The 18,908-nt window shown below is 70.3% G+C and carries 19 protein-coding genes, 1 tRNA gene and 1 pseudogene; 8 read left to right on the forward strand and 13 right to left on the reverse strand.

All coding sequences use genetic code 11. The annotated features are described in order from the left end of the window. Window positions 1-2: 2 nt before the first annotated feature. Both ABT336_RS17595 and ABT336_RS17600 read right to left on the reverse strand, forming a co-directional pair. The gene (locus tag ABT336_RS17595) at window positions 3-1,388 is read right to left on the reverse strand and encodes a condensation domain-containing protein (protein WP_350897675.1); all 1,386 of its coding nucleotides are present in this window, start codon (window positions 1,386-1,388) and stop codon (window positions 3-5) included. A gap of 50 nt (window positions 1,389-1,438) precedes the next feature. Then, on the reverse strand, window positions 1,439-1,969 hold the full coding sequence (locus tag ABT336_RS17600) for a hypothetical protein (RefSeq protein WP_350897676.1): 531 nt from the start codon (window positions 1,967-1,969) through the stop codon (window positions 1,439-1,441). 255 nt (window positions 1,970-2,224) lie between these two features. On the opposite strand from ABT336_RS17600, the gene ABT336_RS17605 reads away from it, so the two are divergent. Then, window positions 2,225-2,704, forward strand: a complete 480-nt coding sequence (locus ABT336_RS17605) for a hypothetical protein (RefSeq protein ID WP_350897677.1) — start codon at window positions 2,225-2,227, stop codon at window positions 2,702-2,704. 493 nt (window positions 2,705-3,197) lie between these two features. Here the strand turns inward: ABT336_RS17605 and ABT336_RS17610 are convergent, their stop codons facing one another. After that, complete coding sequence (locus tag ABT336_RS17610) at window positions 3,198-4,745, reverse strand: pectate lyase family protein (RefSeq protein ID WP_350897678.1); 1,548 nt, start codon at window positions 4,743-4,745, stop codon at window positions 3,198-3,200. Between the two features lie 344 nt (window positions 4,746-5,089). On the opposite strand from ABT336_RS17610, the gene ABT336_RS17615 reads away from it, so the two are divergent. After that, window positions 5,090-6,214, forward strand: a complete 1,125-nt coding sequence (locus ABT336_RS17615; RefSeq protein ID WP_350897679.1) for a PQQ-dependent sugar dehydrogenase — start codon at window positions 5,090-5,092, stop codon at window positions 6,212-6,214. A gap of 154 nt (window positions 6,215-6,368) precedes the next feature. On the opposite strand, the gene ABT336_RS17620 is transcribed toward ABT336_RS17615, so the two are convergent. After that, window positions 6,369-6,548, reverse strand: a complete 180-nt coding sequence (locus ABT336_RS17620) for a DUF4236 domain-containing protein (protein WP_350897680.1) — start codon at window positions 6,546-6,548, stop codon at window positions 6,369-6,371. A 392-nt stretch (window positions 6,549-6,940) separates the two neighbouring features. Between ABT336_RS17620 and ABT336_RS17625 the strand changes: the two genes are divergently transcribed. Beyond that, window positions 6,941-7,546 carry a flavin reductase family protein gene (locus ABT336_RS17625; RefSeq protein ID WP_350897681.1) on the forward strand — a complete coding sequence of 202 codons (606 nt, stop codon included), beginning with the start codon at window positions 6,941-6,943 and terminating at the stop codon, window positions 7,544-7,546. Window positions 7,547-7,645: 99 nt separating this feature from the next. On the opposite strand, the gene ABT336_RS17630 is transcribed toward ABT336_RS17625, so the two are convergent. Both ABT336_RS17630 and ABT336_RS17635 read right to left on the reverse strand, forming a co-directional pair. Then, window positions 7,646-8,101 carry an RrF2 family transcriptional regulator gene (locus ABT336_RS17630; RefSeq protein ID WP_350897682.1) on the reverse strand — a complete coding sequence of 152 codons (456 nt, stop codon included), beginning with the start codon at window positions 8,099-8,101 and terminating at the stop codon, window positions 7,646-7,648. A 7-nt stretch (window positions 8,102-8,108) separates the two neighbouring features. Continuing rightward, entirely contained in the window at window positions 8,109-9,278 is a 1,170-nt protein-coding gene (locus tag ABT336_RS17635) for a helix-turn-helix domain-containing protein (protein WP_502891198.1), read from the reverse strand. Window positions 9,279-9,449: 171 nt separating this feature from the next. Between ABT336_RS17635 and ABT336_RS17640 the strand changes: the two are divergent. Next, window positions 9,450-9,665, forward strand: a pseudogene (locus tag ABT336_RS17640) (SDR family NAD(P)-dependent oxidoreductase); the annotation flags it as partial. A 23-nt stretch (window positions 9,666-9,688) separates the two neighbouring features. Here ABT336_RS17640 and ABT336_RS17645 read toward each other — a convergent pair. Further along, window positions 9,689-10,120 carry an SsgA family sporulation/cell division regulator gene (locus ABT336_RS17645; RefSeq protein WP_350897683.1) on the reverse strand — a complete coding sequence of 144 codons (432 nt, stop codon included), beginning with the start codon at window positions 10,118-10,120 and terminating at the stop codon, window positions 9,689-9,691. Window positions 10,121-10,395: 275 nt separating this feature from the next. On the opposite strand from ABT336_RS17645, the gene ABT336_RS17650 reads away from it, so the two are divergent. Both ABT336_RS17650 and ABT336_RS17655 read left to right on the forward strand, forming a co-directional pair. Beyond that, complete coding sequence (locus tag ABT336_RS17650; protein ID WP_350897684.1) at window positions 10,396-11,073, forward strand: TIGR02611 family protein; 678 nt, start codon at window positions 10,396-10,398, stop codon at window positions 11,071-11,073. A 50-nt stretch (window positions 11,074-11,123) separates the two neighbouring features. After that, window positions 11,124-11,195, forward strand: a tRNA-Val gene (locus ABT336_RS17655). Window positions 11,196-12,478: 1,283 nt separating this feature from the next. Here the strand turns inward: ABT336_RS17655 and ABT336_RS17660 are convergent. The 6 genes from ABT336_RS17660 to ABT336_RS17685 form a co-directional block, all read right to left on the reverse strand. Next, window positions 12,479-13,501, reverse strand: a complete 1,023-nt coding sequence (locus ABT336_RS17660) for an HNH endonuclease (RefSeq protein WP_350897685.1) — start codon at window positions 13,499-13,501, stop codon at window positions 12,479-12,481. Between the two features lie 66 nt (window positions 13,502-13,567). Then, window positions 13,568-14,317, reverse strand: coding sequence for a helix-turn-helix domain-containing protein (locus tag ABT336_RS17665; protein WP_350897686.1), 750 nt, complete (start codon window positions 14,315-14,317; stop codon window positions 13,568-13,570). A 145-nt stretch (window positions 14,318-14,462) separates the two neighbouring features. After that, window positions 14,463-14,984, reverse strand: coding sequence for a DinB family protein (locus ABT336_RS17670; protein ID WP_350897687.1), 522 nt, complete (start codon window positions 14,982-14,984; stop codon window positions 14,463-14,465). A 68-nt stretch (window positions 14,985-15,052) separates the two neighbouring features. Further along, window positions 15,053-15,331 carry a hypothetical protein gene (locus tag ABT336_RS17675; protein WP_350897692.1) on the reverse strand — a complete coding sequence of 93 codons (279 nt, stop codon included), beginning with the start codon at window positions 15,329-15,331 and terminating at the stop codon, window positions 15,053-15,055. A gap of 119 nt (window positions 15,332-15,450) precedes the next feature. Beyond that, window positions 15,451-16,329 (reverse strand): hypothetical protein, encoded by an 879-nt coding sequence (locus tag ABT336_RS17680; protein WP_350897688.1) that lies wholly within the window; start codon window positions 16,327-16,329, stop codon window positions 15,451-15,453. Between the two features lie 167 nt (window positions 16,330-16,496). Next, the gene (locus ABT336_RS17685; RefSeq protein ID WP_350897689.1) at window positions 16,497-17,018 is read right to left on the reverse strand and encodes a VOC family protein; all 522 of its coding nucleotides are present in this window, start codon (window positions 17,016-17,018) and stop codon (window positions 16,497-16,499) included. Between the two features lie 47 nt (window positions 17,019-17,065). Here ABT336_RS17685 and ABT336_RS17690 point away from each other — a divergent pair, with 47 nt between their 5' ends. Then, window positions 17,066-17,530, forward strand: coding sequence for a MarR family winged helix-turn-helix transcriptional regulator (locus ABT336_RS17690; protein ID WP_350897690.1), 465 nt, complete (start codon window positions 17,066-17,068; stop codon window positions 17,528-17,530). A 54-nt stretch (window positions 17,531-17,584) separates the two neighbouring features. Continuing rightward, window positions 17,585-18,908, forward strand: a 1,324-nt coding sequence (locus ABT336_RS17695) for a tetratricopeptide repeat protein (protein WP_350897691.1), incomplete at its 3' end; no start/stop codon positions are given.

Raw genomic sequence — 18,908 nt, forward strand, 5'->3', positions numbered from 1 at the left:
CGCTACCCGTCGAGCAGTTCGGCGAGGGTCTCGGAGACGGCCCGTCGGTAGGCGGTCGTCGCCTGGACGCACGTCGGGTTGTCGGCGGTGATCCAGTGCAGGTGGAGCCCGTCGGCGTTGCGGTAGAACCACATGTTCCCGGTGTTCGTGTGCGACGCCTGCGGGATCGTCCTCGGTCGCCACCTGTCGTAGTGCTCGGCGCCCGGGGCGCGACGGAAGTCGAGGAACGAGAAGAAGTTCACCGGGTACGGCCACATCCGCAGGTGGTAGTACTCCGGGGCGAGCAGTTCCCAGGCCTTGACGAACGGCACCTCGACGCTCTCGATCAACTCCCGGAACGCGTGGCCGACCGCCGCGACGGTCTCCGGGAACGTCCGGTCCGCCGAGATCGGGAAACTGATCGGCATGGTGTTGACGAACCACCCGAACGACGACCGGTACCGGGGGTCCTGACGTTCGCCGACCGGCATCAACCCGTGGTAGGTGTCCGCACCGGAGATCCGGCCCAACGCCAGGCCGGCCACGGCCAGCACCCCCATGAACAACTTCCCGTCGTGTCGGCGGCACAGCTGTTCGAAGGCGGTCGCTCCGGCGTCGTCGAGGAGCTGGACCATCCGGTTCTCGGCCGGATACATCCGCCCCGGCTCGATCCCGAGGTCGAGCGGGATCTCCGGGAAGAAGTCGCCGGAGCGGGCCAGGAACGACCGCCAGTAGGCCAGTTCCGGTCCGTCGGCGGTCAGGCCCGCGTACCGGCGTCGCTGGGCGGCACCGAAGTCGAGGTAGCTTCCCGCCACCTCGAACTCGGTGACCGCCCCGGCGGCGGCCTCCGCGTACCACCGTTGGATCTCCTCGACCGCGACGGCGAGGGACATCCCGTCGCAGACGATGTGGTCGAAGGCGAGGTAGACGGTCGACCACTGCGGTTCGACCACCACCCCCATCCGGAACAGGGGCCAGTTCAGCGCGCTGATCGTCTGGTCGAAGGTGGATTCGAGGTGATCCCGGACCGCCTCGGTGCTGTCCCGGTAGCCGACCTCGGTGTGCTCCAGCACCACGTCGGACGGGGGCATCACGTCGCACCTCAGGTCACCGGCGAGTTGCTCGAACCCGCAGCGCAGCACCTCGTGTCGCGCGACGAACCGGTGCAGCGCGGCCTCCAGGGCGGCCAGGTCGACCTGGCCGTTGATGCGGAAGGTCATCGCCACCCAGTGGTCCTCGGCGACGTGTTCCCGGCGAGCGTCGAGCGCCGCGGAGAAGTGCTTCTCCTGGTTGTACGAGGCGGACTTGTTGGCCACCGCCGCCAGGTCGAGGGTGTCGGGGGCGACCAGACACCACTCGTGGATCCACCCGGGACCGATGTCGAGATCACTGATCGGGATCTGCTGCATCTCTGCTCACCACCTGTTCGCTCGTCGATCGCTGTCGTTTCCGGGTGGGCTCAGATCGCGGACCCGAGGACGAGTACGACGGGACCGGCCGCCGACAGGACACCCGGCTCGGCCAGGCAGGCCGCCGGCATGACGTTGAACAGCACCGCGGCCTCGGTGTACGTCGCACCGATGAACTGGCCCGCGGTGACGGTGCCGGTGAGGACCACCGCCGTCTGACCGAGCACCCGGGTGACCACCAGGTCGGTCGCCCGGACGGTGCTGGCTCCGCCGTGGTCCCAGCCGACCACGAAGGTGAACGGTCCGGTCAGGGCACCCTGCAGGCAGCCCTGGTTGCTGGCGAAGCTGCGTACCGCGGTGCCGTTGATGGGGCCGGTGGTACCGGTGCAGTTGCTGAAGCTCGTGACTCCGGTGGTGAGGGTGGGCCGCTGCGGCATGGCCAGGCCGGGAGTGTAGGTCTGGGCCTGGTTCCCGCTGCAGGTCAGCAGGGTGGGGGCGGCCTGCGCCGGGGCGGCGGTCAGGGTGACCAGACCGGCGGCGAGGACGATCGCGGACAGGACGGCTAGGGCGCGACGCGACATCAGGGACTCCTTCTCGGAACGTACCGCTGGGCGTAGGCGGTGACGTCGTCGACGATCGTCCAGACCCGTGACTCCACCAGACCACCTCCGGGCCGAGGTGGCGGGCACGTACAGTACCCGCCGCATCACCCGATGGTGGTCCCCGGGCGGCGAAGGTGACCAGGTCCCGTTCCACGGCGCGGGCCACGTCCTGCGACGAGCCGCTGCGCCGGCACCCCTTGGTGGCATCGCGCCTGCGACACTACGGTCTGAGGCATGAGTCAGCGCGACGACGAGATCCTGGCCGCCCACGCGCGGGGCCGGACCGTCAGGCAGATCAGCCGCACGTACGGCGTCAGCGCGCAGGCGGTCAGACGACTGGTGTCCGGCGATCCACCCCCGCCTCCGTCGAAGCCGGTCACCCGGGCACCGGCGCCGGTCATCGCCGTCGCGGTCCTGATGCTCCTCGTCGGCGCCGTCCAGATCGCGGGCGTGCTCTACTTCGCGTCACACTGGAGCGTGTGGGCGAGACTCGCCGTCATCGTGCTCGGGGTGAGCGCGTACGTGCTCCTCGCGTACGGCCTGTGGCGGGGGTGGCGGGCGGCCCGGTGGACGGTGGCCGTGGTGGGCGGGATCGCCATGGTCAGCGGGACCTTCAACGACGCCGGCCCGGAGATCGCGTCGATCCTGTTGGGTGGACTGCTCGTCGCCCTCCTCTTCGTGCCCGTACGGTCGAGGGCCTGGTTCGGCGGCTGACCCCTCCCCGGCACTCGGCCCGGCGACACCCGGCCTGGCCGCACGTGGCCCGGCCGCACGTGGCCCGGCCGCCACGCCGGGTAGATGGACCGCGCCGCAAGCCGGACGGGGTGGTCGCACTCGAGCCCTTTCGAGCTGCCCCGCCTGTGGGACCGTCGACGGGTGCCGCGCCGACGCCGCCGCACCGACACCCGTGTGCCCCGTTTGTGGGGGCAGCTCCACAGGACACAGGAGGGCACTCCCCCAGCGGGGTCCCACTGCTCTCCGCCGCGAGCCTGCACCGACAACTCACCCAGTACGACTCACCGCCGCGAGCCCGCCTCGACCGTCCACCCACACGAAGTCACCCCCGGCAACCTGTCCTGGCTGCGTGGACCCTTCGCACCACGGCACCGAGGGCGGCGGCCGGGTGGCCACCGCCCTCGGTGCGGGGTCGGGGTCGGGAAGCCGGAGCGCGTGGCGGGTGTTCACCCCGACTCCGGCAGGGGTGTCGCTATCCGGCGTACGTCTCGAATTCGGCGACCCTCGGCGCACCGGACGAGGCGGTGATGTCGAGGGTGACCTTGCGCAGCGAGGTCGCGGCGAAGGTGATGGTGCCCGCCCCGGTGCCGGAGGTCAGCACGGCCCCGGTGTCGGCGTTGAGCAGGCGCCACGACCTGATGGCCCCGGTCGAGCCGGAGGCCTCCCGGATGACCACCCGGGAGATCCGGGTCGCGGTCCCCCACTTGATGGAGATCTGACCGGTGGCACCGGTGGGACCCCAGGCGGTGCCCAGGTTGCCGTCGCGCACGTCGCCGTAGCTCGTACCACTGGCCTTGCTGGAGCCGTCGGACCCGGCGCCGATGCTGAGGTTGGTGCCGCTCGGCGGGTTGGTGGGCGGCGGGGTGGTCGGTCCCGGGGTGGGGTTGGTCGGGCCGGGGGTGGGGTTGGTCGGTGAGCAGCTGCCGTCGGAGACCCGGTTGCCCTTGTTCGCGCCGGCGGTCTGGGCGACCAGGTTCGGCACGCAGTTCGCCCCGTCGAGGCGGTAGGAGTACGGAATGCTGACGCTGGTGTTGGACTGCGGGTTGGGTCCGGCGGGGTTCGTGTCGCCGCTGCGGGCCGACCAGGTGACCCCGTCGAAGATGTTGCCGCTGACCTGCCAGTATCCGGCCTGGTCGGTGTAGAAGGTGCCCAGGACGTCCTTGGAGTTCTTGAAGTAGTTGTTGTCCACCCGGGCTCGCGCCCCGGCCCGGGAGTTGATGCCGGACTCCCGCAGGTTCACGTAGTGGTTGTTGAAGATGTGGGCGATCCCGCCCCGCAGCAGGGGCGTACGGGAGTCGATGTTCTCGTACAGGTTGTGGTGGTAGGTGATGAAGCCGTTGGAGGTGTCACTCTCGCTGGACCCGACCAGTCCACCCCGGCCGGAGTTGCGCAGGATGCTGTAGGACAGGGTCACGTACTGGGTGTTGTCCTTCATGTCGAAGAGGCCGTCGAACCCCTCCGACTCGCCGCCGGATGCCTCCAAAGTGACGTGGTCGACCCAGACGTTGCGGACCGTGCTCTCCATCCCGATGGCGTCACCACCGTTGGACGTGGGCGACCCGGACTTCTTGACGTTCCGGACCGTCACGTTCTGGATGATGATGTTGCGGGCGTCGCGGATGTGGATGCCCAGCTGGTCGAAGAGCGCACCGCTGCCGACCCCGACGATCGTGACGTTGCTGATCTCCTTCAGCTCGATCTTGTCGGCGGCGGTGTTGCAGCTGTTGCCGGAGACCTTCGTGGTGTTGCCGTGGTTGATGGTGCCCTGCACCTCGATGATGATCGGTGTGCTGCTGCTGGCCCGGTTGCACAGGGCCGCGTGGATCTGGGTTCCCGTGGTGGCCCGTACCGTCTGCCCGCCCGCACCACCGGTGGTCCCGCCGTTCTGGGTCGCGTAGCCGGTGGCGCTGCCGGTCGCCGCCGACGCCTGGGGCATCGGCAGCGCCACCACCACGGCGGCTCCCACCGCTGCGGCAGTGGCCACCGCCGCCGGAAGTCTCAGTCCCGCTGGTCGTCTCATCCTGGGCCTCACCTTCGTGGTCGAGCGCTGGTGGTGGTGTGGACCGGCAACGGTCCGTTCACAAAGTCGCAGCGGTGTGACCAGGGCCGTCACCACCGCCTCCGACTGGAAAGCGCTTTCCAACAGCGAGGATAGGGAGTCATCTATCGATGTGCAAGATGAGTCCGATTTGTGGCTTTGTTAACACGACTGTCACACCAGCCCCAGGCCGAGGGTGACGACCACCACCCCCGACCGCCCCGGCCCCGGCTCCCCCGACCTCTTTTCCCAGGTTTTCGGTGCAACCTGGTCGACTGGGTGGGTAGGGCTACCACGACGGACTGACCGATGGTCGAGGGAGACGAATGCGACACAGAGTGTGGTGGGGTTCGGCACTGGCCGTCCTCCTGGTGGTCGGCACTACCGCGTGCGGCAACGGCGACGGCGACGGGACCGGTCCCCCTCCGGCGACGGAACCCACGGCAACCCCCACCGGTACGCCCGGCAGCTCCCCGTCGGGGACACCCGACCTGTCGGCCGGGCAGGAGATGGCACGGGGTGTCGACGTACCGTGGGGGCTCACGTTCCTGCCCGACGGCGACGCGTTGGTCGCCGAACGCGGCTCCGGTCGGGTCCTGCGTGTCCCCGCCGGTGGCGGTACGCCGCAACAGGTCACCGAGGTCCCCGGCGTCTCCGCCGCCGGTGAGGGGGGCCTGCTCGGCCTCGCCGTCTCACCGGACCACGCCTCGGACAACCTGGTCTACGCCTACTTCACCGCCGCCGACGACAACCGGATCGTGCGGTTCCGGCTCGACGGGGGCGACCCCGAGGTGGTCTTCTCCGGCATCGCCAAGGCGACCTACCACAACGGCGGCCGGATCGCGTTCGGCCCCGACGGGATGCTGTACGCGGGCACCGGCGACGCCGGGGACACCGCCCGTTCCCAGGACCCGGCGGACCCGGCCGGCAAGATCCTGCGGCTCACCCCGGAGGGCGAGCCCGCCCCCGGCAACCCCACCGCCGGTTCCCCGGTCTACAGCCTGGGCCACCGCAACGTCCAGGGCCTGGCCTGGGACGCCGAGGGTCGGCTCTTCGCCACCGAGTTCGGCCAGAACGACGTCGACGAGATCAACCTGATCCGTCCCGGGGGCAACTACGGCTGGCCCGAGGTGGAGGGCGAAGGGGACACCGACGGGGGCCGGTACATCAATCCCCTGCTCACCTGGCAGGTACGCGAGGCGTCCCCCTCCGGCATGGCGATCACCGGCAACACCGCCTACGTCGCCGCCCTGCGCGGTGAACGACTCTGGGTGGTCCCGCTCGACGGTGAACAGCTCGGCGAGCCCTCGGCCCAGCTCACCGACCACGGACGACTGCGTACCGTCGAGGTGGCCCCGGACGGTGCCCTCTGGGTGACCACTTCCAACACCGACGGCCGGGGAGACGTCCGCGACGGCGACGACCGGATCCTGCGCTTCCCCGCCCGCTGATCCGAGGCGGTCGGCCTGCTGATCCGAGTCCGCCGGCCCGCCGGTCCGAGGCCACCGGCGGCTCAGCCCGAGGAGGCAGGCCCGCCCGGACGGACGGACGGCGAAACGGCCCGGGGTGTCGACGACATCTCGACACCCCGGGCCGCCTCGAAGGTCAGGAGCGGGACTTGTCCTGCTTCCAGGAGAGCGGGCCGGGCAGGTCCACCCGGTGCGCCTTGGCCCGCGAGTTCCAGGACCACCGGCCGATCCTGATGCTCCAGGAGGAGAAGCCGTTCTCGGTGAAGTTCAGGACCAGCGGCCCGTACTTCTTGCGCTTGCGGAACATGAGGCCCATCGTGGCGCTCCCTTCGTGCCTTTCCTGCCGTGACACCGTTCCGGTCCTGCCGGCACCGTCCGTGCCCTGTCGACATCGACTGTTCCCGAATCGTCGATGCCAGAAACGTGGCCCAGAATGCCCCATCTTCCAGAGAGGATTAACGCTTTCGTTCCCGGTGCTGGAAAACCGGTGACGACCACCGGAAACGCACTGATCTCAGATGGCGAATGGCCGTTGACCCCCTCGACGCCGCTGCTGCACCATGAGCCCATGCGCGCCGGGTCACGACCCCGGTCGTCCCGCTCCCGCGCACCGTCACCCGATCCGGCCGGCACCCCCTCCGCCGACCGGCCCGGCCCGCACCTGGGATTCCGTCACCTCCCCTCGTCGACCGCCCAGGGAGACACGCCATGTCCCTCTTCCGTCGCCACCGTCGGCGTATCCGAGCCGGCACCCTCACCGTTGCGCAGACCGTGGAACCCCTCGCCCCCCGTACCGATCCGACAGGTCGACAGGTCCGCCGCCGACACCCCGCCGTCCTCCGGTCCACCCTGCGCCATCCGGGGGCCGGCGAACTGGTCCCTGTCGACGGGGAACTGTTCGACAGACTGCTGCGGCAGCACACCGCACCGACCAGCGTGGTCACCACGGTGGCCCGCCCGACCCGACACGAGCGCGGGGAGGTGATCACTGCCGGGCTCACCACCACGTCGCTCACCCCGGTGTCGCTGGATCCGCCGCTGGTGTCGTTCACCGTCGGGGTCGGCGCCCCCGGCGCACCGGTACTCGGCCGGGCCGAACACGTCGTGATCCACCTCCTGGCACCGGATCAGCAGAACACCGCAGCGACGCTGGCCGCCGGGGTCACCGACGCGCTCCCCGGCCCGTTCGGGCTGCCCCTGCTCACCGGCGTCCCCGCCCACATGCTGTGCCGGGTGGTCCACCGACTCCCGGCCGGCGACAGCATCCTCGTGGTCGCCGAACCACTTGCCCTGGCCGCCCGTCCGACCCCCTGACCACACCCGGCGGCCTCCCCCGGCCGCACCGCCATCCCCGGTGGCCGCCGTACCCGCAGCCCCTTGCCCCAGTGCAGCGCAGTGGCTACGACGTCGGGCTCAGCGCGGCTGCCAGGCGTCCGGGAGGGCGGTCAGCTTCCGGACGTGGGCGGGGAGTCGGCCGCTGACCAACTCGGCCAGGCTCACCTCGTCGACCACCCGCCGCACCGACGCCCGGACGGCAACCCACAGCCGGGGCAGGTTCTCCGCCGGGCCTTCGTACCGGGTCTCCTCGGGACGTTGACCCCGGACCCCGGCCAACGGGCCGTCGACGGCCCGCAGGATCGACCCGACGTTCACCTCGTTCGGCGGTCTGGTCAGCGAGTATCCGCCCTCGACACCGCGCTGGGCTCGGACGATCCCGGCCCGGCGCAGGTCGGCCAGGACGGCCTCGAGGAACTTACGGGGAAGATCCTGTTCGGTGGCGATCACCTGGGCCGAGAGCAGACCCGGGTACGCGGCGGCGAGGCTGAGCGCCGCCCGTACCGCGTAGTCACCGCGCGCGGAGATGTGCACCCTGCCATCATGCCCGGTCGGGCTCGTCGGTCCGACCGGCGGGCGGACGTGGCCGGACGAGCCGGTTCGGAACCTCGGTCGACGTGGCATGTCGCCCGTTGGCCGTCCCGGGCTGCGCGACGTCGGACGAGGACTGCTCGCCGGCCACCGTACGCTGCTCGGGAACCGCCGACCGGCGCTGGCCGGGCGGGGTCCGCACCTCCGACGGAGCCGGCGGCTGGTCCGGAGGGACGCCCCCCGGCTCCCGGACGGATGCCCGCTGGTCCCGGGAGACGACCCCCGGCTCACGGACGGCTGCCCGCTGGTCCCCGCCCGTCGGCCCCTGCTCCCGGTCGGCACGGAAGGCCCCCGGGCTGCGCCCCACCTCCCGGGTGAAGAACCGGCCGAAGTTGGTGGGCTCGGGGAACCCGAGACGGCGGCCGATCTGGGCGATCGGCTCGTCCGTGGCCGCCAGCAACCGGCTGGCCTCCAGGGCCACCCGCTCGTCGATCACCTGCTTCGCGCTGCGCCCGGTCACCGCCAGGCAGGCCCGGGTCAGGGTCCGCACCGAGCAGCCGATCCGGGCGGCGTAGTCCTCCACCCGCCGGGTCTGCCGGTAGTCCCGCTCCACCTCCTGCCGCAGCCGGTGGAAGGTCCCCCGCTCGCCACCCGGGAGGGGCGGCTCGTCGGTCGACGACAGCGCCAACCGGGCCACCAACGCGGCGAGCTGGTACCGGAGCAGGTCGTCGGCCTCGGGACCCGGGAACCGCTGCCGGTCCGCTGTCACCCGGTGGAACGCCTCCCGTACCGCCTCACCGTCGTCGCCCCGCAGGTGCCACTGACGGGGGGCGGCGACGTACCGGTCCGCGGTCTCGGCGTACCACCGCAGGACCAGGCCGTCGAAGGGGTGGCCGACGCAGCGCAGCACCTGGCCGGTGTGCACCCACAGCAGCGTTCCCGGACGGCAGGACACCTGGCGGAAGTCCACCTCGGCGACGCCGCGACCGTCGGTGACCAGGATCAACAGCTCCGCACCGGCCAGCGCGGGACGACGCCAGTCCGGATCCGGGGCGAGGTCCCGAAGGGCCGGGGTGTCGACCGGAACGGCGGCGGCGGGCGCGGAGGTGCCCCCCGGGGACAGCCCCGGCTGGCCCGGGGGGATGTCCACGGCCGAGGGCGGCTGACCGAAGGAGACCATCACCTAGGACCGTAACCGGCGGGTCGACCGCCCGCATCCCGGCACGCCCCCCACCAGTCGCGTCGGGTTGTCGCCGTGCTACGGGCCGGTTAGCTTACCGAGGAGTACGCCCAGCTCGACCGACGTCGGCAGCCGGCCCGGTGCGCGGCGGCGTGGGAGGGAGGATCGAGCATGACGGAGCTGTTCGCCGTCGACGGCAAGACGGTCCTGGTCACCGGGGGTACCCGGGGCATCGGGCTGATGATCGCCGGGGGCTTCGTCCGGGCCGGGGCCGAAGTGATCATCTCCTCCCGGAAGGCCGACGTCTGCCACCGGGTGGCCGAGGAACTCCGGTCCGAGGGCGCGTACCGGACGAGGGTGTGCCGGTGCCGCGCGGACTCGGCAGATCCGCGCGGCACCGGGCAGGTCGGTCAGCGACCGGCGAGCAGCCGGTTGACCGCCGTGTCCACGTCGAGGTGCTCGGCCTCCCGACCGCGCGGAACCACGACGTACGTGCGACGCAGAAACCGGACCAGGACACTGCGCGGCACCTCGAACAGGGCGTTGCCGTCCGGGGACGACAGCGCCAGCGCGACGAAGTCGCCGCGCGGAGTGGCCCAGGGCCACACCCGGACGTCCCCGATCCCCGCCGGGTCGTCCAGCCCGGTGACCAGCAGTTCGCGGGCGAACGACCAGCTCACCGCCTCGCCACCTGCCGATTCGGCATGGAACAGGACGTGGACCGCATACGGGTCAGCAGGGTCGTACCGCAGACTGGCGCGCACCGGCAAGGCGGTGGCGTCAGGTGCGACGAGCCTTAGTGACGTCTCGACCTCTACGGTCGTCGGTCGGATGACACTCATGAACGTTCTCCCCCCGGCACCGCTGCGGAACGTCCGTGTCCCGCTTTTCCCATACTCAGGTGCTACTCCTGGCTACGCTCCGCCATACGCTGACTTCACCCAGTGGTGGGAAGGGGGTCGGAAACGCAGGTAGAATGTGAAAATTCTTGTACGATATCCGGTTCTGCCCAACAGTTGGTCCCGCACGGTGTCCGGGGTTGGTTCAGACGACGACTTACTCCGGTAACGTCCAGTCGTCCGTTCCAGTGACGGGCCGGGGCACACTAGGGGTTGAAATGACCGCAAACAGATCCTCAGTGGAAAGGCCCTCCTCGACGACGTCGTTGCAGGTAGCGGCTGGCACAGGTCGAAAACGGGGGGACACCGTGCCGACTGATCAGCACGACGCCGGAGGCGGCGCACGCCCCAACGCGGGGCGCAGCGGACGCCCCGGCGCGGACACCCGTGGACCCGGCCGCAAGGCCGGATCACGCGGCGAACCCAGCCGCAACGGAACGTCACGCAACGTGAACGCAACCCCCAAGCCGCCCCGCGCCCCGAAACCCCCCACCCGGCGGCACCTGCTCCGCCAGCGGCTACGCACCACCCTCGCCCTGATCCGCGCCAACCCCACCGGCCGGGTCACCCTCAAGGTCGCCGTCGCCATCGCCGGCGCCCTGGTCGTCACCATCGGCATCATCCTCATCCCGCTACCCGGCCCCGGCTGGCTGCTCGTCATCGCCGGCATGGGCATCTGGGCGGTGGAGTTCCACTGGGCCAAACGGCTACTCGGGTTCACCCGACGGCACGTACAGGGCTGGACCAGATGGGCGACCACCCGCCCCCTGCCGATGCGATTCGCCCTCGGCTCCGTCGGCCTGGTCTTCGTCGCCACCGTGGCCTGGCTGTCGCTCAAGTACAGCCTCGGCATCGACGTCGTCGCCAAGGCCCTGCACTACCTCGCCACCAACTGACCCCGGATTCGCGGTCCACCCGACTGATCGGGTAAAGTCATCCGCGCTGAGGGCGATTAGCTCAGTGGGAGAGCGCTTCGTTCACACCGAAGAGGTCGCTGGTTCGATACCAGCATCGCCCACGTAAGAAACGCCAGGTCAGAGGCCGGTCGGGACACCCCGACCGGCCTCTTTCTTACCTCACGTCGAAGATCATGAGTCACGCACAAGTCGCCGCCTCCCTGCCGCCGACGGCATGATCACCGACGATCAGACCACCGTGTACCGACCGGCCCTCAAGACCTCGACGCACGGTCTGCGTCACAAGACCTCGGAGCGACATGGCCCCCAGAGGGGCCACCCTCTTCCAAGATCTCCTGCTCCGAAGGGTCACTCCACGCCTGGCGCGTCCGCCACAGCCCTCCGGACACAGGCGTCCTGACGAGCCAGTGGCCGTGGTCGATCCGAACACCAACATGCGAACCGGTGAAGCAGACTGCGGGGACCGGTGGTGGTGTTCGATGGGCGCGGCGGGGGGCCGGTCGGCGCAGGTGTGCCGGGTCACATGCCGGTGGTGGACCAGGCCGAACGACGGCCCGGCGAGGGTGGTGAACCGGCTACCGGCCACTGTGGGAGAACTTTCGATACGCCCATCAAGGCGGCCTCGACGGGCCGCATGCGCCGCCGCGACGAACGTCGGACATGATGATCGCGTGTCAGTGATCAACCCAGAAGACTGGTACGAGGCCAGGAGAGCCGCCGCATGCCTTGCATGGCCTGAGGCCCTCGAAAGACATCCGTTGGGTACCATGGTGAACGGCATCGTGGTCGCCGAGGCGGTGTTCGGGGTCTTCGCCGAACTTGACGAGGCACCGGACGCTATGGCCTTGTTCGATATTGCTACGTGGCCGCGTAACCGATCGTTGCCGGCGATTGGTACTCGGCTTCGCGGAAGAGTGGTGGGCCATCGGCCCGGACGTGACGACCACCCCGGGCAACTGCGACTGGCCCCGCTTGATCAGGGTCAGTAGGCCCACCTCGGAGCTGAATGGCTACCCGAGCCATGGACAGGCCAGCCCTGTTGCTGGCGACAGCAACAGGGCTACACGTAGAGGGCCAGCGAACTCAGGACGACGAATCAGCGCTCGACGTCAGAGCCTGCACTGACACGCCCGGACGGCGTGCCCAGAATTTACAAGCGCGGGGTCGTCTCGGCAGATTGCGTGGGGGTGTAAGCCCGGAAGGGGCTAACCGGTGGGTGCGGAGGTGGCCTCTCGCACCCTCGTCGGCGATGTATGGGTGACCAGCTGAGTGACGACGAGGTCGAGCAACGACGGGCGTTCACTGACTGACTGCTGCAGACGCATGCCACAACCCACCGATAACCATTGAACCAGGTGGGCAAGCCGTATCGGTTGCCTGGAGATCAGAAGGTGGGAGTTGGAGACGTTCGCCTGATAGCCAGAAGATCGACCAATTCATCAAAGGTGAGCCATGGGCGGGACCGGTGGATCATCCGGTGGCAGTTCGAGCAGAGGAGGACGAGGTCGCTGACTCTGGTGGTGGTCGCACCGGACTCCGACAGGGGCACCTTGTGGTGACACTCGATGTAGTCTTCGCCGCGGGGTCCGTACGCGACAGCGAAGTCGAAGCCGCAGGCTTCGCAGGCAACGTGGCCGTGTTTACGCTTGTAGGCCTTGACGGCCTTGTTGCGGATGCCTCGGTCCCGCTCGCGTCGTAGATGTAACCGCTCCAACAGGCCGCCCTCCTGTGCACTTGCACCGTCGAGGTCGGGGTCTGACGAATCCAGGACCCACGTCTGATCTATGGGACCCGCATGGATCGCCGCCCTGAGGGCTCCGGCTTGACGGTGCATCTCTTCGGGGTCAGCAAGGAACTCAGCTAGAACTTCTCGGTCCAGCCTGCCACCACGGGTGGGAGCACCTCGGTAGTCGGGGTGGGCGGTGGCGATATCGGTCGTCTTACGACCAACGCTGTTGGGGTTACGGAAAGTCTCCATTCGCTCGGCCGACGGATGCGCCCAGTGCCGCCGCAGAAGGGCTGAGAGCTCAATGACCTCAGCATATTCGGCTCGCAGTTCACGCCAGCTGTTGGTATAGACCAGGTCACAAGCAAGGATCAGCTCATCCCTGTTCCAGTCCGGGTTCTTGCGGACCTGCATGATGAAGCCGAGTCGATCGCGCAGGTGTCGGGCGACGGACTTCTCGCCACCGGTAAAGTCGTCGGTGCTCCATCGGCGTTGGCCAGGTATCAGGCCATGGGCGTACCCAGCGATAGCTTTCGAATCGTACAGACGGCCGTCATAATCGATGAAGTAGGACAGGGCACGGCCGAACTTGTAGGTCTGAAGGAAACGATCGCGACCCAGCCGGTCGAACTCTGCGATTGCTTCGAGAACGGCCTGTCTGGTGAGGTCGGTTAGCGCCATACGGGGAAGCATATGGCGAGGTGTCCACCGCCAACTCACATCGAAGGCGGGGTGGGAGCAGCAGCGTCACTCCGTGGTCGTGTTGTAGCGGTCGAGGGTTGCCTTCGAGGTCGAGGCGTCGCGGAAGACCAGCTCCCACGGGCCGGTGTTGACGTCCATGTCCTTGCCGAAGCCGATCCACTTTCCGGCCATCCGTCGGCCCGTGGGCTCGGCCAGGAATTGGATCGCCCCGTGGTAGCGGGCACCCCGGTAGTAGCCGGTCGGGTCGGTCTGCTCCACCCACGTGCCGGTGACGACGGCACCGTCCACGGTGAGGTCCAGTGACAGGGACGAAGCCGCCGAGCCGGGGAGGCTGCGCGCGGTCAGTCGGTCGCCGTGTTGAATCACGACCACGAAGTGCTGCCCGGCGAAGGAGTCTCCCCTGCCGCTGGAGTAGTACTGGTAGCGGCTCAGCCAGACGCCCTCGTACCACCGGTGGACCGTGGTGGGCCTTGCCGTCGGCGTCGGGGTGGCCAGGCTGGACATCGGAGAGGTCAGGTCGTGTCCACCGTGCTGGTCGTCGGTGACCTGCCCGCCGGGCACTGCGGCGAACCCGAGGAGCGAGACGGGTAGGCCGGTGACGGCCTCCAGGGCGCGGGCGTAGACGGGTCGCGGTGCGGCGATCGCGCCGGACTCCCATCGCTGGACGAGTCTCTTGTTGGCGTCGTTGGGCTCCCCCACGCGGTGACCTGCGGCCTGGAGTGCTCGGGCGAAATCGTCCTGGCTCATCCGCATTCCGGTGCGGACGACGCGCAGGGCTGTGTTCGTGGCGGTCATGCGGTCACCATCCCGCACACGGCGACCACCAACGGTGTCTCCCCGGCGAGCATCCGCCGATGGTGCCAAATTCCATCCGTGCTGTCGACGAACCGCCGCAGAGCCCCCCGCCACGGGCCGAATCGGAATCGGGACAGGGATCGGGTCAGACGATGCCGGTGGATCCGTCGGTCAGTTCTCGGAGGACGTCGGCGTGACCGGCGTGTCGAGCCGTCTCCCCGATCATGTGCACCAGGATCCAGCGGAGCGACACCTCACCGACCTGCGGTTGCGGCACGACGTAACCGAGGTCGAACCGGGCGGCGACCTCGCGGGACCGGGCGCACCGGGCCTCGTAGGCCGCCGCGATCCGCTCGACGGTGTCCCCTTCGGTGAGGGCGAAGCTGGCCGTAGCGTCCTCCTCTGAGGTGAGCTGGACGGCGCCGGGCTCCCGGGCGAGCAGTGACGAGAACCAGCTCTCCTCGACGAGGGTGAGATGTTTGACCAGGCCGGTGAGCGTGGTCTCCGACGGCACCAACCGGCGGCTCGCGTCGGCGTCGGAAAGCCCCCGAAGCTTGTTCAGGACCACGGCACGTTGCAGGTCGAGAAAGGATTCAAGCACGGAACGTTCGTCGCCCGTGCTCGCCGATATCGGAGCGAGTGTGGGATCGATACGATTGTCCGCCATTTCTGGAACCCTAACGGCCGGTCACGCCGCCCGCTGCCCCGCATTCGACCCGACCACGCGACGATCCGTCAGTCGACGAGCGTGCCGTCCGGCCGCATCGTCTCGGCCCGCACCGACGGGCGGAACGCCGACCAACCACCGTCGTCCACCGCCACGCAGAGGCGGATCCGACCCTCACCGTCGTCGAGGGCATAAACGACCACCGTGTACGCCGTACCAGCCTCGTCGGCGACGCGGAGGGTCTCCTTCTCGTCGAGCATCGCGTACCACCGGTCGTAGCCCAGACGTCGCCACCGCGTCAGGTGCTTCTCGGCGATCCGCGCCGCGACCGTCCTGTCCATCCTCATCTCCTCGTCAGCCACCGGAAACCACCCCTGGATCTTGGATCCAGTTCGAGAGCGACGCACGCGGAAACAGCGCGTGGGAGGACGGCGGCCGGACCGGTGGAAGAGGGAAAGGGGTGGGGTCAGACGGTGGGGGTGGGGGTGATGAGGACGTCGCCGCCGAGTCGGCCGTCCGGTGGGTCGCGTCGGACGGTACCGGCGTCGAGCAGGCCGGTCAGGGCGGGCAGGACGTCGGCGGAGCGGTAGACGGTGGCGGTGAGGGCGTGTCGGCGCAGTTCGGTGACGGTACGGGGGCCGGAGCGGGTCAGCTCGATGGTCAGCGCCTCGGCGAGCGGGGCGGGGTCCGGGTCGACGGTGGTGGTCACCGGGTCGGCGTGGGGGTCGGCGGGGTCGCGCAGCAGGGCTCCGGTGGTGCGGGCCACCGTCCACAGGGCTGCCTTGAAGGCGTCCAGCCCCCGGTCGGAGCCGGTGGCGAAGGCGACGATCCGGGGTTCGGTGGCGTCGGACGGTACCCACTCGACCTCGGCGACCAGCGGGAACCGTGCGGTCAGTGTGTCGCGGACCGGGGTGCGGGCGGTCAGGAGGAGTTCGCCGGGGCGTCCGGCGGCGACCGATGCCAGGGCGTCGGCGGCGGGGGCGGCCCGGTGGGCGTCGAGGACGGCCAGGACGGGTGCCCCGGCGGCTCCGGCGGCTTTGAGCGCCACCGGCAGGCGGGTGTGGTCGCCGGGCACCAGGTGCACCGTCGCCTCGGCGGGGAGCGTCGCCTCGGCAACGCCGAGGCGGGTGGGCAGGTCGCCGGCCTGGTCGGCCAGGACGAGGACGGTCAGCCGACGACCGCGTAGGCCGCCGGCGGCGGCCACGGCTCGGACCGCCGCCTCGGGGGTGTCCGCGTCGACGCCGGCCACGACGAGGGTGGCGCGGCGCGAGCGGTGCAGGGCCGCGGGCAGCCAGGCGTCGAGTTGTCGGCTGAGCAGCTCGCGGAGTACGGCGTCGGTGGACATCCTGACGTTCTACCCCACCGGTACGCCGCCCCGCCGGGCGGGCCGCCAGGCGGGGTGGGCCGGTGAGCCGCCAGGCGGGCCGGTGGGGTCCAGCCAGGCGGGGTGGGCCGGTGAGCCGCCGGGCGGGCCGGTGGGATCCAGCCAGGCGGGGGCTCTGCGGGATCGGGTCAGGCCGGCACGGAGATGCCGACGCCGCCGCGGGTCTGTCCGCCGTACCGCTGGCGTTCTTTTTCCAGGTCGAGGCGGCCGATGCGCTTGCGGGCGGCGAGGGCGGTGTCGTCGAGGAGGGCGGCGGGGACCAGCCAGACCACCTCGAACTCCAGCCCGTCGGGGTCGCGCCCGTAGAGGCTCTTGGTGGTCCCGTGGTCGGAGGCCCCGACCAGGGCGTCGGCGGCGGCGAGGCGTTCGGCGGTGGCGGCGAGTTCGTCGAGGGTGTCCACCTCCCAGGCCAGGTGGTAGAGGCCGACGGTGCTGCGTCCGGCGGCGGACGGCCCGGCGCCCGCACCCAGTTCGAACAGGCCGAGGTCGTGGTCGTTCGTCGAGTCGGGGGCCTGGAGGAAGGTGGCCCCCCGGAACCCGTCGGGGGTCATCGGCACCGGCTGGAAGCCGAGGACGTCCCGGTAGAAGGCGACGCTGCGGTCGAGGTCTGCGACGTAGAGCACTGCGTGGTTGAGGCGGTGGATTCCCATGTCGTCGACCATACCCCGATTTAGTTGAGCGTTCAACTACTGGGGTTATGCTCTACGTCATGACCCGATGGCTGGACCCGGACGAACAGCGCACCTGGCGGGCGTACCTGACCGCTTCCCGGGTGTTGATGGACACCCTCGACCGGGAGTTGCAGCGCGACGCCGACATGCCCCACGCGTACTACGAGATCCTGGTCCGACTCTCCGAGGCCCCCGACCGGCGGGTACGGATGAGCGAACTGGCCACCCTGACCTCCTCCTCGCGGAGCCGCCTGTCCCACGCGGCGGCCCGGCTTGAGGCGGCCGGCTGGATCCGCCGCGAGGACTGCCCCACCGACCGGCGGGGGCAGATCGCCGTCCTCACCGAGGCCGGATTCGCCACCCTGGCCGCCGCCGCCCCAGGCCACGTCGAGGGGGTACGCCGACACCTGTTCGACGCGTTGAGCCCGGCCCAGGTCGACCAACTGCGCCGAATCAGCGAGACGTTGGTCGACCATCTGAACGCCTCCTGACAATCCGTCACTCCGGGGGTTGTACATACCGTCGCCGAATGAGCACGATGGGGCGTGTCCTCGGGCCTCGATGAACTGACCGTCCACGCACACCAGTTGGTGTCCGACGGCGACCTGCACGGTGCCCGGCGGGTGCTCACCGACGCGCTCGCCGACGCCGACCCCCATCCGGCGAACGCCTCGCCCGACCTCGCCGACGCCGCCGGGCTGTTGGCGCGGATCCTGGTCGCGCTCGGCGAACCGCAGACCGCCAGGGGATGGGCCGCCTACACGTACGCGGCCACCACCCGCCTGTACGGCCGGTCCGACCCGCAGACAGTCTCGGCGGCGGCCACCCTGGCGGCGGTGCTGCACCGGGTGGGCAGCGACGCCCGGGCCGCCCGGCTCTACTCGGACGTCATCATCGAGTTGACAGCCACCGACGGCCCCGAGTCGCTGCGGGTGCTGGCCGCCCACGCCGATCTGGCCACCGTGGAGTACGCCCGGGGCCAGTGCGCAGTCGCCCGGGACCGCCTGCTCGACGCCTGGGAGCTGCACCGGGAGGTGTACGGCGACGGCCACCCCGGCGGGATCAAGATGCTGGCCCGCCTCGGGGCGATGCAACGCGACTGTGGCCAGTACGCCGACGCCCACCGGAACCTGACCTACGCCGACGAGCTGTGTCGACGCCACCTGGCCTTCGACGACCCCCTGGCCGCCCAGGTGGCAGCCCTGGGCCGGGCGTCGGGCAACCCGGCCCACGTCTGCGCCGACGAACCCGACGAGGAGCCACCCGCACCGCCGACCGAGCCTCCCGCACCGCCGGAGGACGGGCCACCCGGGATGACGGAGGGGCCGTTCGGGGTGCCGTCGGCCCGTACCGCCCTGCCGGAGGAGGGGCCACCGGAGGCGTACACCCGACCGGCCTGGTCCGAGTCGACCTCGTACGTTCCGCCGGACCTGCCGGAGCCGACACCGTACGAGCCGCCCGGGGCCACCGAGCCGGTGGCGTACGACCCGTCCACCTCGCCACCGCCGTCGTACGATCCGCCCGCCTGGTCCCAGCCGTACCCGCCGACGGGGTCGACGGGGACCGTACCGGCCCCCCGGAGCCCGACCGACGACGACCACGGATGGCCCCCGGCGGACACCTTCCCGGCACCGGCGAGCACAGTCCACCAGGGCCGGGGCGGGCCGGAGGCTCCCGGGGTGCACCGGGTACGCCGCTCCCCCGCCCCGGAGGCACCGTCGCGGCTGCTTCCGGTACCGGTCCACCGGGCACCGGCGCAGCCCCGACCGAACCGGCTGGTGCCGATGATCGCCGCCGGGGTGGTGGTGGTCGTACTCGGTGCGGCGGCGGTGATCGCCGGGGTGGCCCGGGTGGACGGCTCGCGCAACG

The sequence above is a fragment of the Micromonospora sp. NPDC000207 genome (assembly GCF_040300925.1).
Taxonomy (GTDB): Bacteria; Actinomycetota; Actinomycetes; order Mycobacteriales; family Micromonosporaceae; genus Micromonospora.

Bases quoted from the DNA above. Each gene is read 5' to 3' on its own strand.
- ABT336_RS17690 (WP_350897690.1), top strand. From the start codon at position 17,066: ATGCTCTACGTCATGACCCGATGGCTGGACCCGGACGAACAGCGCACC.
- ABT336_RS17675 (WP_350897692.1), bottom strand. From the start codon at position 15,331: ATGAGGATGGACAGGACGGTCGCGGCGCGGATCGCCGAGAAGCACCTG.
- ABT336_RS17650 (WP_350897684.1), top strand. From the start codon at position 10,396: ATGACCGCAAACAGATCCTCAGTGGAAAGGCCCTCCTCGACGACGTCG.
- ABT336_RS17600 (WP_350897676.1), bottom strand. From the start codon at position 1,969: ATGTCGCGTCGCGCCCTAGCCGTCCTGTCCGCGATCGTCCTCGCCGCC.
- ABT336_RS17660 (WP_350897685.1), bottom strand. From the start codon at position 13,501: ATGGCGCTAACCGACCTCACCAGACAGGCCGTTCTCGAAGCAATCGCA.
- ABT336_RS17645 (WP_350897683.1), bottom strand. From the start codon at position 10,120: ATGAGTGTCATCCGACCGACGACCGTAGAGGTCGAGACGTCACTAAGG.
- ABT336_RS17625 (WP_350897681.1), top strand. From the start codon at position 6,941: ATGTCCCTCTTCCGTCGCCACCGTCGGCGTATCCGAGCCGGCACCCTC.
- ABT336_RS17635 (WP_502891198.1), bottom strand. From the start codon at position 9,278: ATGGTCTCCTTCGGTCAGCCGCCCTCGGCCGTGGACATCCCCCCGGGC.
- ABT336_RS17685 (WP_350897689.1), bottom strand. From the start codon at position 17,018: ATGGGAATCCACCGCCTCAACCACGCAGTGCTCTACGTCGCAGACCTC.
- ABT336_RS17665 (WP_350897686.1), bottom strand. From the start codon at position 14,317: ATGACCGCCACGAACACAGCCCTGCGCGTCGTCCGCACCGGAATGCGG.
- ABT336_RS17615 (WP_350897679.1), top strand. From the start codon at position 5,090: ATGCGACACAGAGTGTGGTGGGGTTCGGCACTGGCCGTCCTCCTGGTG.
- ABT336_RS17595 (WP_350897675.1), bottom strand. From the start codon at position 1,388: ATGCAGCAGATCCCGATCAGTGATCTCGACATCGGTCCCGGGTGGATC.
- ABT336_RS17610 (WP_350897678.1), bottom strand. From the start codon at position 4,745: ATGAGACGACCAGCGGGACTGAGACTTCCGGCGGCGGTGGCCACTGCC.
- ABT336_RS17680 (WP_350897688.1), bottom strand. From the start codon at position 16,329: ATGTCCACCGACGCCGTACTCCGCGAGCTGCTCAGCCGACAACTCGAC.
- ABT336_RS17605 (WP_350897677.1), top strand. From the start codon at position 2,225: ATGAGTCAGCGCGACGACGAGATCCTGGCCGCCCACGCGCGGGGCCGG.
- ABT336_RS17670 (WP_350897687.1), bottom strand. From the start codon at position 14,984: ATGGCGGACAATCGTATCGATCCCACACTCGCTCCGATATCGGCGAGC.
- ABT336_RS17620 (WP_350897680.1), bottom strand. From the start codon at position 6,548: ATGGGCCTCATGTTCCGCAAGCGCAAGAAGTACGGGCCGCTGGTCCTG.